Here is a 15,226-nt window from a genome sequence, read left to right as displayed (position 1 = left end):
AAATGACGTGTACATTGTACACGCCATCACCCATTATTTTTTGCTATCCATAAACATTCCGTCCATTGTTTGGACATTTTTATAAGGATTCGTATAGGACTGGTTTGATTTTTTCTGCATTTTGACCTGCTTCATTTCTTTTTTTAAATCCAAAAATAGCATCTGCATTTTCGATTGAATTTCCTCATTAACTTGCATAAGTTCTTTACCAAGTTGCTTTTCTGCTTCAGTATATGGTGGATTTAATGCTTTCATAGCAATTCCGCGTTGTGTAATTAATGCTGTCAACTGTTCAATTATCGACTCTCTCGTTTTACCTGTAATCTCCTGATTTAAGAGTTGTTTCATTTGCATTGTCAACTCATAAACTGGCTCCGCTCTGTTCATTATACCGGTTCGCCTTTGGCAAATTGCTGCTGACGATTTTTTAGAATAACTTGTTTCCATGTGTCACGGAATTCTGTTACAAATTCCAAAACTTCTTCCAACTTCTTCACGTCATTTTTAATATTTGCTTCTTTCAACTGAAATTGCATGAACTCGTACAGAGGCATGATTTGCTTTGATATTTCCATTTTCGGATCTAGTGTAATCATTAGTTCCTGAATAATGTTTTGTGCCTTCTGGATATTTTTATTTTTTGCTTCATAGTTGTTGTCATTCACGTCTTTCATTGCCTGTTTAATGAATTTCATGCATCCATTATAGAGCATTAAGGTTAGCTCTCCACCAGATGCCGTATTTACAGCGTTATTTTGATAGGCTTGATACGCTTTATTTGCTCCCATTAGCCGTTCACTCCTTCCTTAATGAGCTACATCGTTCCTCCGCCAAAAGCATTCATGAGCATTGCGGATTGATTATTCATCCTGGAAATCGCTTGCTCCATTGCTGAAAACTGTCTCCAGTATCGGTCTTCAATTCTTGTAAGTTTGTCTTCAAATGCAGAGATTCGACCATCGAGATCATCCATACGTCTACCGATTGTATACATTTCAGATGTATAGGAACCTTTACCAGCATGCTTTTCAATTCGGCCGATTGTATTTTCAAGAGAATCCTCAAGGCGATTTAATAGTCCACGACCTTCGCCTTCTACATTATTTAACAGTAGCTTTTGGACACTTTCCGGATCATTTGTAAGTGCGGTTCTCAAATCCCCTTCATTGATCTCGAGTTTACCACCATCTAAATAATCCTTCGTTGTTGACAGACCAATATCTGTTAATAGTTTAAATTGACTACCATTTTCAACCGTTTGATACCAACCTTGGCGTACATCAAATAAAGAAGATGTAATAATAGATTCTCCCTTAAGAAGTCCACTTTTTGCCTTTTCTTCCCAAAGTTCAATTTCATTTTCAGACATTTCTTCGCGCTGTGCATTTGTTAATGGTGGGAAATCCCGATATCTCTGCTCTTGCTGTGAAGAGTTTAACGATTCCACTAATTCATTATATTTTGTAACGAGTTTTGTTATATTCTCGACAGCAGTGTCCACGTCATTTGAAACTGTAAGTTTGGCGCTTTGAGGATTATCTACTGTTCCTGTTGTATCTTTGAATTCAAAGGTAATACCGTTTAATGTGTATCTGTTTTCTTTTGATTCCAACTCCAAGACACCATTATATGTGAATTTGGCGTTTGTACCGCCTTGTTCTTCTCCTAGATCCATTTTTAATACATTAGTAAAGAAGGAATCGTCATCAAATCCGATTTCCTTACCGCCATATTTATTAGAATCTGTATTATAATCCCCGGACCTCTTCGTTTCCAATACAACTTGCTGTGTCTGCTCATCATAAAAAGCACGTACATTTTTATCTGCACTTTCTATTTTTTTTAACACATCTTTTAATGTATCACCTTCATTAATTGTAAAGGTTCGCGCTTGCATTCCCTCAGCTACCTCAGTACCATCTTCTGTTGTATATGCTTCACCATACGTATAGAATGTTATTTCCTCATCAACATAATTAGATAGATCAACATCTTTCCCCACTTTACCAGTACCCACATTAATCGCATTCTTAGCCAACTGAGTTACTGCAATCTCATACGAACCATTGGTAGCAGACGAAGAACCTGTAGCAGTTACTGCATTTCCCATTGTAGAACTGATTGTTTTGGCATTAATCATACTACTATTTAATCTCATGTCGGTAATCATTTTTTCAATTTCAGCTACTTGCTTATTAATATCTCGAAAAGCATCTCGCTTCCATTCAAATTTTATTTTATCCTGTTCCATTTTATCCAAAGGCATTCGTTCAGCTTTCATCAGATCTTTAATAATCGTATCTGTATCAATACCACTGGCTAATCCACCAATTCGCATACTCTTGATCCTCTCCCTTAAATCTTCCTATCAATTAAAATCCCCATAAAATCTGCCATTTCTGCATACATATCAAGCATTTTTTTCGGCGGGATTTCTTTAATCACTTCATTCGTATTCGAGTCAACGACTGTAACGTAGTACTTATCCAATTTGTCATGCAGTTCAAATTTAAGGTTCCTTCTAATAGGCTCCATAAATTCATTTAGCTTTTGAACGACCATGTCAACTTCATTTTTATCTATCTTGTCTTCAACCTTATAATGCGTGTCTGCCCCTATTCCCTTACTCCCAATTTCTGTTATTAATTTCGTGTTGTATTCGTTATTTAGCAGAGATTGAGGTGCTGACATTACTTTATCTAACGCCATGTCAATGCACTCCTAAACTTTTTCTTTTTATATCGGTTACACCCTATACTTTCTAAAGCTTTAAATAAAAATACTTCATTATTCTTTTGTTTCTTTAAGCATCTCAAATAGGTCTAGAGATACACCTGCTGCTTCATTATTTTGCTGTTTGATGTCCAAGTATATTTCTTTACGATAAATATCAACAGATTGTGGTGCAGCTATACCAAGTTTAATTTGATCCCCTTCAATTGCTAGTACCTTAATCTCAATATCTTCGCCAATTTGAATTGCTTCATTTCGTTTTCTTGTTAAAACCAACATTTTTTTTACCCCTCTCTCTCAACTGACTGAGGTGTAATTGGTGCTTTTGAAGAATATGCTTCTGTATTTAAAATATATTGTTTCCCTTGTCCTAGACTTGTGTTGATAACAATCGGTGCCTTAAGGTTTAATGTACTTATATGAAAAGGTTGTTTCAACGTTACAATAGCTACAACTGCAACTTCCTTTTCCTCCTTGATTTGCAGGCTCTCGATAAGATTATCATCCAGTTCAATTGAATAATCTGGGTATATTTGATATGGATTTGAAACGATAAATGCTACTGTTGGCGTTTTAATAGACTGTAAAACCTGAAAAATTGGTGTGTCAGGCAAGTCCATTAATACAAACTCCTTTTCGTTAGGAAACCCAGGAATACCAGTTAAAAAATGAATTATTTTACGTTCATCTATTGCAATTTCCCCTAGATATTTTGTTTGTATATTCATTTCGAGTCGTCCTTTCCTATACATATAAATTAGTATAACTGATTTTTAGATACTGCCTTTGTTTCAAACTTGTTGTGACATTACCAGCCTCATAGGTAAATTCCGGACTTCGAGGTGTTGCATTTATAATTGGTTTCTTGATTTGAACATCGATATGTACTTCAGCTGGCTGATAGCTTGTTTTCACTGAAAAATGAGAAGGTATGAACTTAATTCCAAGAGACTTCATTGGATCTGAACTATTTTGAATCGCTTGATTAATTAATGGATCTCCACCATTTTCAATTTTCATCAACTCATCACCTTGTCGAGCACGTCTCGCAATCCCATGCATGAGTGAATTTTTTCCTTCTCTTGCAAAACGTTCATTTCGCTCGGTGATATGCATTAAGTTTAAGTCTGCCCATGCTTGGGTTTGATCAATACGAAGCTTCCCTGGAGTAGTTCGTATCGATAATTCTGCTTGTGGCTGTTGGATGTTTAGTTCTGCTTGCGGTTGAGAAATTTCTAGTTTTGCATCTGTATTTTGAATTTCAATTTGTGCCTGTTGTGATTGCATCCGTATTTGTGGAATTTGCATATGCAGCGCACTCCTTCTATCTAAGACCATATTTTACTGAAAATAGTTTAAACGCAACATAAACCCTGAACCCTATAACGGGCCAGGGCTTATGTTTTACGTCCGTACAGCTTAGCATCCAACGACACACAGGACATTGCGTACTGAGCCTGCAAGGACAATTATGCTTTTGTTATCATCTTAAGAAATCTACTAAAGACGGCTGGATAATTCTTGCTCCTGCTGATAACGCTGCACGGTGCAGGCTTTCTTGGGTAATTAATTCTGTAATTGCTTTTGCGTAATCAATGTCTTCATTTTGTGACATGGTCTGTGTTGCAATAACTTCCTGTTCGCTTAAACGATTTTCGACCAGCTCCAAGCGATTCATGCGTGCTCCAAGCTCTGCACGGGCATTGACGATGTTATTTATACCAATATCCAATTCAGCGATACTAGCATCAATAGCCTCATTATCTAAATCACTATCACCAGTCGCTTCAAGCTTTTCAATAAAAGTATCAATCGCATCAAAAATACTTGGTTCACCACCAAAAACTTCATTTCCGTCAACATTTGCTTTTAATGCTGTTCCACTGGAAACTTCAATTAATACAGGGGAATTGTCAAAATCAACTCCACCAGTTTCTTGATTTATTGGAGCTGTATCCGTTTTTGTACCATTAAAGATATATTTATCATTTACATTTGTATTTGCAATCTCAATCATATGTTCTTTTAATTGCTTTACTTCTTCACTGATATTAACAAGCTCTTCTTTATCGTATGTCCCGTTACTTGCCTGTACAGCGAGCTCTCGTATACGCTGCATTGCAGAAGTAGCTTTATCAAGTGCTGCATCGGTATTATCCATCCAATTATGCACTTCATTTGTATTCCGAATATATTGTTCTACTCTTACAAGCTCTGTGCGGTAGCCCATGCCTTTCATCGCAATAACTGGGTCATCAGAAGGACGGTTAATCTTTTTACCGGTGCTCAACTGGTACAAATACGTATCCATTTTCCCATAACTATTCGTTAAGTTACGGAGCATATTATTCGAAATCATTCCCTGTGTCACACGCATTCAAATCTCCTACCTTCCTACTAATCCCATACTATTTATAATTCGATCCAGCATTTCATCCATTGCTGTCATGCTTCTTGCAGCAGCACTATATGCATGTTGAAATTTAATCATATTCGACATTTCTTCATCCAACGAAACTGAGCTTACAGCCAGACGCTGGTTCTGCACTTGTCCTAACAGTGTGTTTGTATTTTCTGTCATTCTGTTTGCATGCTCAGCTGTTACGCCAAGGTCTCCAATCAAAGATTCATAGTACTTTTTAATACTCGCACCATCTAATGTAGCATCACTCTTGTTGAAAACATCTGCTAACATCGATGCGTTATCCCCATTACCAGAATCACCGGTTGTACTCGTTGCTATTTGACTTCCATCTTCAAGCAATACCGAAATTGCCCCAGCTGCACCAATATAAGCATCTTCTTCCGTGCCAAATTCAGTAAAGAATGCAGCTCCATTTTCATCACCAATTTTACCTGCCTGATGCTGTGCATTAAATGCAGTTGCAAACGCATATGCCATTTTATCCAGGTTGCGCAGCATCTCAGGATAATCCCCAACAACTTCACCAGATTCATCCACATAGCCAAATGCATCTACCAGACCTTTGAGTGAACCTTCTGTAGCCAAAATATCAACTTTTGTACCACCAATTGTAAGATTAGTAACAGCAAGTAATCCTTCTGCTGTTTCATAGTTAGGTTCGTCAAATGCTTGAGCAACTCCAGATACTCCGTCAATTAACGGCGTATCCATAATTGACGTTCCTGCTTCATTTACAAGATTAATCGTTGCAACACCATCACCTTGTTTATTCGGCGGAAGATGACTTTTATCGTATGAAACATCAATGCTTACGATTTCAGAAAGATTGTCTATTAACATATCTCTGCGGTCATATAAATCATTGGCACTATAGCCGTGTGTTTCCAAATGCTTAATCTGTTTATTTAACTCGTTGATTCCATCAATCAATGTGTTCGCATCTTTCACGGTTACATCAATCTGCTTTTGCAAATCCGTGCGTATATTGGTCAGCGACTCTGACATATAATTAAATGTATCTGCTACTGCATGGGCACGCTCGAGCACGACAGATCTTGCACCTGAATTTTCCGGGTTAACTGCAAGATCTTGTAAGGATTGCCAAAACTGATCCATTGTTTTAGATAGACCAGCATCGGAAGGTTCGTTTAATAAAGACTCCATACGGCTTAATGCCTCTGCTCTTGTTGACCAGTATCCCGAAGTACTATTTTCACCACGGAATTGATTATCTAAAAACTGATTGCGAATACGCTGAACCGATCCAGCTTCTACTCCAGTTCCCATTTGCCCTGGTATTTGCGGACGATTACGTGATGCAGCTGGGAAAGCTGATAGTGTTTCAAAATTAACGCGTTGTCTTGAGTAGCCTTCTGTATTTGCATTCGCTATATTATGACCCGTTGTATATAGTGCTGCTTGTTGTGTGGCAAGGGCTTGCCTTGCCATCTCCAAGCCATGAAATGTGCTCATTAGCTTTACTCCTTTATGCCTTCGAGTCAAAAACGGACCGATTCGATACATCGGTTTCATTTTTGACTCCGTAATTCATGCTTTTTAATGTTGGACTCATCAAATCAAGTGACACTTGGACAAACTGCATTGACTGACTAATTAAAACTTGGTTCAACTGCTCTTGCTGTTTTAGTTTCGTAATCAGTTCTGTAAGCTTTGTTGCTGCATTTTCAAGTTTGACTTGCTCCTTTTCAAGCGTGATGTGCTTTAAAATATTTGTAATCGTAGCATCCTCTGCTTGAATATGATTCAATGCACACCAGTTACTTACAGCTTGCTGCCTCTTATTCTCTGCTTGTTCCAATAGTCGTAATTGTTTTCGTTCTTCCACTAGAAGCTTTTGCAGATTTTCAATGGCGCCTTCCTTTACGATACGTGTCTTGTCTTCAGAAACAGCTAATAAATCTGTATGAATTTGAACTAACTTTTCCAATGACTCTCTTATTGTGTCTGCGGACAATCTCCAGTCCTCCTTACGCTATTATTTCGACCAGAATTGCAGCATCTTTTGCGCTGCTTTCTCCGGGTTCACTTTATATTCTCCAGAATCAACTGCCTGTTTAATTTCTTGAACGTAAGCTGCTCGTTTTTCATTCGTTTTTCCACTTTCTTGCAGCTGCTTTGCTTCGTTGGAAATTTCGATGCGATCTTTTTGCTTCGCCCCTTTTGTTAGTTCAGATTGTTTTTGTATTTGCTGCTTATAAGGATTAAAATTTGTTTGATTTGGACCATTTATCTTCATCCTGAACTTCACCCCGTTTTGTTCTAAATATTTATTTCAACGATCATCTTTTCTCTCTATTTATTTATCGGCAGCTTAGTCAACTTATTAAATACTTTTAGTTTGATTTATCGCCAGTACTGAAACAGCAAAATCATATTTATTTTTTATGCTTATCAATTGCATAATACGTATCAATATTAGATGAACTTTTTTTACGTGCTTCTTCCATAACCTTTTCTGTTTTTTCATATGCCGTTAAATCATTTTTTAATTCTTCCGTGCATGAAATGCATAGCTTTCCAGAAGTAATTTCATTTCCACATTTTTCACATGGATAAGCAAGCTTTGGAAAATCAGACGGGAGAAGTCGTTTTTCCTTTATAAATTTGATAATCAACGATTCTTCTACTCCAGTAGCTTCGATGATTTCAATTAATGTTGCCTCTCTGTTTTTTCTTTCTCTTAAAAAACGATAGACTGTTTGAAATGCTTCCTCTTCTTTTCTATAACAGTTCTGGCAAATATCACGCAACCCTTTTACAAAAACCGTATTACACCGGACACAATTAGCTAACTCAGCCATATTTATTCCCACTTTCCATAATTATAGCACACCTAAAAGCTATCCTCGAATCAGTGTAAATGCATACACAGTCGGACATCCATGCTGCTTTAATAATTGAGCTGCATGACGTAAAGTTGTACCTGTTGTATATATATCATCGACAAGTACGACAGCTTTGTTAATAGGTTGTTTTATAAAAAATGGGTTTTCTGAAGTAATTCGTTCGTGTCTCGTTTTCTTTGACTGCTTTTCTCCATGAATGCGCGAGAGGATGCCTGCGTGCTCAATTGGTAAGAACTCGCACAATTGGAGTGCTTGATTAAACCCCCGCTCCAAAATTCGTTCTCCACTTAATGGAATTGGGACTGCTAGGGACTCTTTTCCCAAAAAAGAAAACCTTTCTCGAAAAGCTTTGGAGACATAATCTCGGAATATTTCTCCTAGCACATAATCTCCCCGATACTTCCAGGTTGCAACAATTGCCTTCATTTTTTCATTGTAGGAAAATATGGAGTGATTAAATTCAATAGTGTTCATTTCTTCTTGCTGCTCCCACCACAGACAATCTGAACAAATTTTCTCTATCGACGGACGACTACACTTTTTACATTGCTTTCCTCCTAACAGCTTTAAACCTGCTGCACATTCATCACAAATAGGGCGAGGCAGAGACAACTGAAATAAATTAGCCCAGGTAATCTGCATAATTATCTCACTTTGACAAACTATACAATCCATTCTTAAAATCCTCCTCTCTTATTCATTTCTTTTATAGAAGTAATGGCTTCATGTATAGCTTCTGTCTTCCCTTGATGGAATAAGATTACTTCCCCCGTCGGATCATCCGGGCTCCTTCCTGCTCTTCCAGCAATTTGTACAAGTGCCGCTTCATCAAAGACATCATGCCCCGCATCCAATATAACAACATCGACAGAAGGGAATGTTACCCCACGTTCCAAAATGGTTGTCGTAATCAAAGCAACTATTTCCTTTTCTCTGAAAGCTTGAACTTTTATTCCCCTATCAGGATCTTGGGCATGGACAGATTGCAGCTGCTTAGCTGAATGTAGTAATCCAGTTTGCAGCAGGAGAATTTCAAATGGTTTTTGCAATTTTTCAGCAAGCATAATTGTTGGAGTGAATATCAATAGCTGTCTGCCTGGGTTTTTCCGGTTTTTCAACCAGTTTATAATTGTTTTTGGAATTGTTAAGTTTTGGAGATCACGTTTTAAACTAAAGCACATTTTAGCTTTGGGGACAGGTAAAGGTTTGCCGTGAAAGCGAAGTGGGACGAATATGTGTGGTAATTGTTTACGTTGGATTCGTTTGCGCTGTTTACTGCGTGGCGTTGCCGTTAAATAAACCGTAGTACTTTCGGACTTTTTGGCTCGATTTGCAGCATATGGCAAGGACGGGTCTGCGTGAAATGGAAACGCATCGATTTCATCAATGATTATGACGTCAAATGCTTCCTGATAACGAAGTAATTGATGTGTTGTAGTGACAATCAGCTGAGCTGTTCCAGCTTTATCTAAACTACCACCATACAATGCTTGGATCGTTACTGCTCGAAATGCCTGTTGCAGTCTGGGGTATAATTCTTTCACCACATCAGCTCGTGGTGTGGCTAAGCAAACGCGCTTCCCGCATATTAATGCCTCTGTAATGCCTGGAAATAGCATCTCTGTTTTACCAGCCCCACATACAGCCCAAATAAGCGTTTCCTTTTCATTTATACGGATAGCACTAACAATACGATCAGCAGCTTTTTGTTGCGCAGCTGTAAGACTTCCCTCCCATGTACAAGGACTTTCATGCCGCGGCCAAATCGGCTTTTCGCCTGTCCACAAATAAAGTTTTTCACATTCACTAACTCTCCCCATCTCAATACATTTACGACAGTAAACATGGGTAGATTCACATTGAGTACACGGAAACTTTCCAAAAAGAGAGGACTTTTCATTGCCACATCGCTCGCAATGAAGATGGAAGTTTTTTTCTTTGATGGGTTTTAGCGGAGTAAATTGTTTCGTTGCAAGTAACTGTTTGAAGGCTGTATCATCTAGAGGTATTTCTCTTCTTAATAATAATTTTCCAGCGAAATGCAAGTGGTATTCATCCTGTTTTATCGTAATTTTGTTTGCCATGAATTCACTCTCTTTCTCATGATTTCGTCATTCCCAGACTCACGGCTGGAAATGACGATTATTTTTTATATTGGTCAGCTGACTATTTCACATACCAACCAACACCGATAGCCCCTTCGCCTAGGTGGGTGCCAATAACAGGTCCAAAATAGCTAATTGTCGCTTCCATCGAAGGATACTTTTGTAAAAATGCATCTCGTAGTTCCAGTGCAGATGCTTCATCATTACCATGGATGAAAACAACAGAAAGGTCTTTTCCTTTATTGGCATCTTCCTCAAGCATCCCAATAATTCGGTTGATCGCCTTTTTACGTGTACGAATTTTTTCAAATGGTACGATAAGTTTTTCAGAGAAATGGAGGATTGGCTTTACTTGCAAGAGACTTCCAACCAATGCCTGGGCACCTGAAAGACGGCCACCACGTTGCAAGTTAGTTAGATCGTCTACCATAAAATAAGCTTTCATGGTTTCTTTCATCTCATCTAATCGTTGAATAATCTCCCCAACTGCCTTCCCTTGTTCAGCCATTTTTGCTGCTTCCAATGCATAGAAACCCTGTACCATACAACTCATTTCGGAATCATATGCATAAACATCAATCCCATCTATCATTTCTCCAGCACTAATAACTGTTTGATACGTCCCGCTGATGCCACTGGATAGATGGACGGACACAACTGCATCATAATCTTTTTTTAGCTCTTCTAATTTGGTCGTTACATATCCGATGGAAGGTTGTGAGGTTTTTGGTAATTGCTTTGTTTCTCTTACTTTTTGATAGAATTCCTCTGTTGTAATATCTATTTCTTCCTCATAGGATTTATCTCCAAAGACAACGCTAAGCGGAACCATATGAACATTGGCTATTTCTCTTATTTCAGCAGGTATATATGCTGTGCTATCTGTCATTACAGCAACTTTCATAACCTATCTTCACCTCTAATACGATTTATGTCATTTTTTATTTTACCTCAACTTTTTCTAAAAAGCACTTGTTATTCAGTTTCTTCTCATGTATGTTTTGAGATTGGTAGAAAACCTATCTAGGAGCGCAATTTTGTTGATGATGCATGCAAAGAGGTATTTCTTTTTATCGAAAATTCGCGGATTAGTCGTTCAATCATAATTACCCTATAGATACACACGAAAAAATACCCTGATGATCAGTACCATCAGGGTATTTTAAGAACAATGCAGCTAGATGACCTCAACCCAACCTTTACGGATAGCCGAAACTACTGCCTGTGTACGATCGTTTACATTCATTTTTTGTAAAATATTACTTACATGGTTCTTTACTGTCTTTTCACTGATGTATAAGGTTTCAGCTACTGCACGGTTACTTTTGCCATCGGCCAGTAACTGCAATACCTGACATTCACGCTTTGTAAGCAAGTGTAATGGTTTGCGGTATTCAATACCTTTATCAGCGATACTTGAACTGTTTTCTCTAGCGAGACGTCGATATTCTTTCACTAGATTATGTGTAATTTTCGGATGTAAGTAAGAACCGCCATCACTGACCACTTTAATCGCTTCAATTAATGAATCGGAATCCATTTCTTTCAATAAGTAGCCTTGTGCTCCAGTTTTCAATGCATGTGTCACATAGCTTTCATCATCATGAATAGATAGAATAATTACTTTCGTATTTGGAAAGTATCTTACTAAATCAGCAGTCGCCTGCACTCCATTTATTTCCGGCATATTTATATCCATTAAGACAACATCCGGATTGTTCTCTTTAACCAGTTTAGACGCTACTGCACCATTATCACCTTCAGCTACTACTTCAAAAGATGGCTCAAAATCTAGTATTCTTTTTACACCTTCACGAAATAATTTGTGATCATCTATTAATACAATGCTAATTTTTTTCTCTGTATTCATTGCCTTTATTCCTCCCACATACTAAATACTAGTTCTTTTACGCCCTATTATGATTATGACAGATCATTTTTCTTTCTCTATATATGAATTTTCTTTTATGAGATTAATGATGCATGTTTCATTCATTTTATTTGCATCAATAATTCTATATAACCTATTATATACGTAACCTGATTAATAGGGAACTTTTATGATAATCGCTGTCCCCTTACCTGGGGAGGACTGAATATGTAACTCTCCTTCTAACATTTCCACCCTTTCTCGCATCCCAATTAAACCGAAAGATTTATCCTTTTTCAAGCTAACATCAAAGCCTTTTCCATTATCTTTAATAACCATTGTTAAGCTGTTTCTACGTATTTCTAACTTCACTTGAATTTGACTAGCTTCACTATGTTTTATTGCATTTTGAATGGATTCTTGCATTAATCTAAAAAATGCAACCTCATATTTTGAATTAAGTCGCTTTTCTTCTCCAAAGACTGAAAACTCTATCGGTACTTTGCTGTAATCTGAAATACTGTCAACGTATTTTTTCATGGTAGGCACAAGTCCAAGATCGTCTAATGCCATTGGTCTAAGGTCGTAAATGATTCTTCTTACCTCATACAATGAGGAACGTACCATTTTTCGAACACTTTTAATTTCTTCTATCGCATCGTCCATCGAACCATTACGAATAGTTCGTTCAACAATCTCAGACCGAAGTAAAATGTTCGCAAGCATTTGTGCTGGTCCATCATGAATTTCTCTGGATATTTTTCGTCGTTCATCTTCTTGCGCTTCAATTATCTTAAGACCAAATTCCTGTTTTTCCTTAGCATTTTCAATCATTTCATTTACTTGTCTAAAATCATCCTGCAAATAATTAAGAATAACAGAAATTTTCCCAGCCAAACCCTCTGCTCGATTGATCGTATGAGTTAACGTAATTAACCTTCTTTCTAATTCGTCTCGTTTATCACGTAAAGCTTTTTCTTCCTGACGTAAAATAGCCAAATTGGTTTGCATGAGATGGGTATTTTCATACACTTCGCGAATATCTTCCTCAGAATAGCGCTCGAAGTATTTACTAACCTCTGCTAACCGCTTCCTTGAAAATCGTACGCGTTCTTCTAACTTATCCCCATTTTCAATATGCTGCAGCACTTTTTCTTTCGTTTCTTTCAGTTCCAAAACAAGGTGGTCGTGCTCCTTGCGTGCTTCTTCACTAATATTAAAAATCTCATCTTTACTATTTTCCACAACTTCGACCATATCATCAATAACATGATCCAAAGCCTTCTCAGTTATTTTTACACTCATCATTCCCCACCAACCTGTGTTATAATTATACGTACATCGTTTTATTTTTTAAAGGGTCTTTTCCCTTTTAACCGTAAATTTCATCTGGTAATTGATATTTTTTTATTTTTTTAACGTTTAGAAAGACGATACATCTACTATCATGTTCGTTTGAGGTGAGAAAATCAAGATGCTAAAAAGCTATTTAACTGTTAAAAAGAATGGAAATGATGAATTAATCATTCAAAAATCGCGGTTTATTGGTTATGTGCGTAGAGTAGAAACTGAAGAGGCTGCCCATGAATTTATACAAGAAATTAAGAAAAAGCATGCAGATGCTACACATAACTGTTCAGCATATATTATCGGCGAGCATGACCAAATTCAAAAGGCAAATGACGATGGGGAGCCAAGCGGAACAGCTGGAGTGCCGATGTTAGAGGTTCTGAAGAAACAACAGTTGAAGGATACTGCTGTTGTCGTCACAAGATACTTCGGTGGCATTAAGCTAGGAGCAGGCGGATTAATTCGTGCATATGGTGGTACAACCTCTCAGGCGATTAAAGCAACCGGCATTGTAAGAAGAAAACTGATGCAAGGTTTTTCTATTACAGTCGATTATACTTTACTTGGCAAAACAGAAAATGAACTCCGAAATTCCGAGCATCTTCTTGAAACAATAAATTATGTGGAAAATGTTGAATTTATTGTGTACGTGAAACAAGATGAGGCAGAAGCATTTCAAAATTGGATGATTGATTTAACAAACGGGCAAGCAGAATTAAAAACAATCGATCAAAAATACATTGAAATTGATGTTACATCGAACGAAACAGAAGCTGAATAAAAAAACTGCGTTCTCAAGCATGAGGATGCAGTTTTTTTATTTTGCTATAACTTGGGAATGTGTATATTTTGATAAACGCTCACTACGAGAAAGCTCACTAATTAGCTTTTTAATTAAATCTTCTGAACTAATTATTTTTTTCTTCTCTGTTTCATCGATCATCTTGCTTAGCATTTCTTTATACTTTTCTTGCTCTTTCATCAAATTCCCGCCTTTTACTTGTTTTCTAGGTTATGTTTTTACATTTAATGAGAACTGTAGCATAATTTTACATAGAACGGTGTCGAAGTGTGTCGAAAATAAAAAATAAAATTCCGTTCATCATATCTTTCGTCAAAATTTAACATTTCTGTCTGTTCTTCTGTTTTTCCTCCAACACAATGCAATTACAAGTACTGCAAGCAACGCACCTAAACTATCTAATCCAACATCGCCAATATAAGCGGTACGATTCGGCGTCAACCCCTGATGCATCTCATCTGATACAGCGTATAAAACTGTCAGCAGATAAGAGTAAACGAGACAATGCCAACGCTTTGTATTCTCAATAGTTTTTCGAAAAGCAAGGTAAAAAAACAAAACTAATAAAAAGTATACCGTCACATGAGTACCCTTACGTATAAAGAACTCGACAAAGCCATTTATACCAAGTGTATCCACACTTATAACCGATTTATTAAACGTAAAAGATATCCAACCCACTATACTTTCTAAAAAACTTAAATCTACCATATTATTCAGGAATGGTTTAATGTCCTGCTTCTCATATGGAGTTGCTGAAGAAAAAAATATAATACACATCCAACTGATTGGGAGAACCCAATAGTAGTACTTTGTCATCATTAATCTACCAAACCTCCCAAAAAAATACAATCCCCGCGAAAATTTATTATAAGGTAATTATAATGAAATCCGCACAATTTATATAGTTTTTTTAACAATAACGCTTTATATAGCTTTTTTTTTATGACCGTTTGTCAAATTAAGTGCAACAGTTCTTCTTGAAACGCTTCGTGAGTAGTTTTCCAATTCAAACATTTTCTGGGTCTATTGTTGATTAGTGACAGTGCATGTTCTAATTCTTCGTCTGAGACT

20 protein-coding genes and 1 pseudogene are annotated in these 15,226 nt (G+C 37.1%); 1 reads left to right on the top strand and 20 read right to left on the bottom strand.

The window, feature by feature from the left end:
• Positions 1–33: 33 nt before the first annotated feature.
• The 17 genes from fliT to D1B32_RS13435 form a co-directional block, all read right to left on the bottom strand.
• Positions 34–387, bottom strand: a complete 354-nt coding sequence (gene fliT / locus D1B32_RS13515; protein WP_095311155.1) for a flagellar protein FliT — start codon at positions 385–387, stop codon at positions 34–36.
• The gene (fliS, locus tag D1B32_RS13510) at positions 387–788 is read right to left on the bottom strand and encodes a flagellar export chaperone FliS (protein ID WP_095311153.1); all 402 of its coding nucleotides are present in this window, start codon (positions 786–788) and stop codon (positions 387–389) included. The genes fliT and fliS overlap by 1 nt, the downstream gene beginning before the upstream one ends.
• A gap of 26 nt (positions 789–814) precedes the next feature.
• A complete protein-coding gene (locus D1B32_RS13505) occupies positions 815–2,338 on the bottom strand; it encodes a flagellar hook-associated protein 2 (RefSeq protein WP_118889664.1) in 1,524 nt (507 codons plus the stop codon).
• Between the two features lie 17 nt (positions 2,339–2,355).
• On the bottom strand, positions 2,356–2,709 hold the full coding sequence (gene flaG, locus D1B32_RS13500) for a flagellar protein FlaG (RefSeq protein WP_095311150.1): 354 nt from the start codon (positions 2,707–2,709) through the stop codon (positions 2,356–2,358).
• A 78-nt stretch (positions 2,710–2,787) separates the two neighbouring features.
• Positions 2,788–3,012: a carbon storage regulator CsrA gene (gene csrA, locus D1B32_RS13495; protein WP_095311148.1), complete on the bottom strand. Its 225-nt coding sequence runs from the start codon at positions 3,010–3,012 to the stop codon at positions 2,788–2,790.
• A gap of 5 nt (positions 3,013–3,017) precedes the next feature.
• Complete coding sequence (gene fliW, locus D1B32_RS13490) at positions 3,018–3,461, bottom strand: flagellar assembly protein FliW (protein WP_118889663.1); 444 nt, start codon at positions 3,459–3,461, stop codon at positions 3,018–3,020.
• A gap of 16 nt (positions 3,462–3,477) precedes the next feature.
• Positions 3,478–4,041: a DUF6470 family protein gene (locus D1B32_RS13485; RefSeq protein ID WP_118889662.1), complete on the bottom strand. Its 564-nt coding sequence runs from the start codon at positions 4,039–4,041 to the stop codon at positions 3,478–3,480.
• Between the two features lie 175 nt (positions 4,042–4,216).
• Positions 4,217–5,110, bottom strand: a complete 894-nt coding sequence (flgL, locus tag D1B32_RS13480) for a flagellar hook-associated protein FlgL (RefSeq protein ID WP_118889661.1) — start codon at positions 5,108–5,110, stop codon at positions 4,217–4,219.
• 9 nt (positions 5,111–5,119) lie between these two features.
• On the bottom strand, positions 5,120–6,631 hold the full coding sequence (gene flgK, locus D1B32_RS13475; RefSeq protein ID WP_118889660.1) for a flagellar hook-associated protein FlgK: 1,512 nt from the start codon (positions 6,629–6,631) through the stop codon (positions 5,120–5,122).
• Positions 6,632–6,644: 13 nt separating this feature from the next.
• Entirely contained in the window at positions 6,645–7,133 is a 489-nt protein-coding gene (locus tag D1B32_RS13470) for a flagellar protein FlgN (RefSeq protein ID WP_095311140.1), read from the bottom strand.
• Between the two features lie 21 nt (positions 7,134–7,154).
• On the bottom strand, positions 7,155–7,415 hold the full coding sequence (gene flgM / locus D1B32_RS13465; RefSeq protein WP_118889659.1) for a flagellar biosynthesis anti-sigma factor FlgM: 261 nt from the start codon (positions 7,413–7,415) through the stop codon (positions 7,155–7,157).
• A gap of 139 nt (positions 7,416–7,554) precedes the next feature.
• The gene (locus D1B32_RS13460) at positions 7,555–7,980 is read right to left on the bottom strand and encodes a TIGR03826 family flagellar region protein (protein WP_095311136.1); all 426 of its coding nucleotides are present in this window, start codon (positions 7,978–7,980) and stop codon (positions 7,555–7,557) included.
• Positions 7,981–8,019: 39 nt separating this feature from the next.
• The gene (locus D1B32_RS13455) at positions 8,020–8,700 is read right to left on the bottom strand and encodes a ComFC family protein (RefSeq protein ID WP_118889658.1); all 681 of its coding nucleotides are present in this window, start codon (positions 8,698–8,700) and stop codon (positions 8,020–8,022) included.
• A gap of 2 nt (positions 8,701–8,702) precedes the next feature.
• Positions 8,703–10,109 carry an ATP-dependent helicase ComFA gene (locus D1B32_RS13450; protein ID WP_118889657.1) on the bottom strand — a complete coding sequence of 469 codons (1,407 nt, stop codon included), beginning with the start codon at positions 10,107–10,109 and terminating at the stop codon, positions 8,703–8,705.
• An 82-nt stretch (positions 10,110–10,191) separates the two neighbouring features.
• Positions 10,192–11,034 carry a fatty acid kinase binding subunit FakB gene (locus D1B32_RS13445; RefSeq protein WP_118889656.1) on the bottom strand — a complete coding sequence of 281 codons (843 nt, stop codon included), beginning with the start codon at positions 11,032–11,034 and terminating at the stop codon, positions 10,192–10,194.
• A 273-nt stretch (positions 11,035–11,307) separates the two neighbouring features.
• Complete coding sequence (locus tag D1B32_RS13440) at positions 11,308–12,000, bottom strand: response regulator (RefSeq protein WP_095311127.1); 693 nt, start codon at positions 11,998–12,000, stop codon at positions 11,308–11,310.
• Between the two features lie 174 nt (positions 12,001–12,174).
• A complete protein-coding gene (locus tag D1B32_RS13435; protein WP_095311125.1) occupies positions 12,175–13,305 on the bottom strand; it encodes a sensor histidine kinase in 1,131 nt (376 codons plus the stop codon).
• A 169-nt stretch (positions 13,306–13,474) separates the two neighbouring features.
• Between D1B32_RS13435 and D1B32_RS13430 the strand changes: the two genes are divergently transcribed.
• Positions 13,475–14,131, top strand: coding sequence for a YigZ family protein (locus D1B32_RS13430; protein ID WP_118889655.1), 657 nt, complete (start codon positions 13,475–13,477; stop codon positions 14,129–14,131).
• A 36-nt stretch (positions 14,132–14,167) separates the two neighbouring features.
• Here the strand turns inward: D1B32_RS13430 and D1B32_RS23805 are convergent, their stop codons facing one another.
• From D1B32_RS23805 to D1B32_RS24265, 3 genes and pseudogenes are all read right to left on the bottom strand, one after another.
• Positions 14,168–14,332: a hypothetical protein gene (locus D1B32_RS23805; RefSeq protein ID WP_158586267.1), complete on the bottom strand. Its 165-nt coding sequence runs from the start codon at positions 14,330–14,332 to the stop codon at positions 14,168–14,170.
• Between the two features lie 132 nt (positions 14,333–14,464).
• Entirely contained in the window at positions 14,465–14,974 is a 510-nt protein-coding gene (locus D1B32_RS13425; protein WP_316246659.1) for a VanZ family protein, read from the bottom strand.
• A gap of 134 nt (positions 14,975–15,108) precedes the next feature.
• Positions 15,109–15,226: pseudogene (locus D1B32_RS24265) on the bottom strand (IS30 family transposase); the annotation flags it as partial.

Origin of the sequence: Oceanobacillus profundus, assembly GCF_003515705.1 — a bacterium.
In the GTDB taxonomy this organism is placed as follows: domain Bacteria; phylum Bacillota; class Bacilli; order Bacillales; family Amphibacillaceae; genus Oceanobacillus; species Oceanobacillus profundus.
The sequence above is the reverse complement of the archived record's forward strand: the minus strand, read 5'-3'. Positions and strand labels throughout refer to the sequence as shown.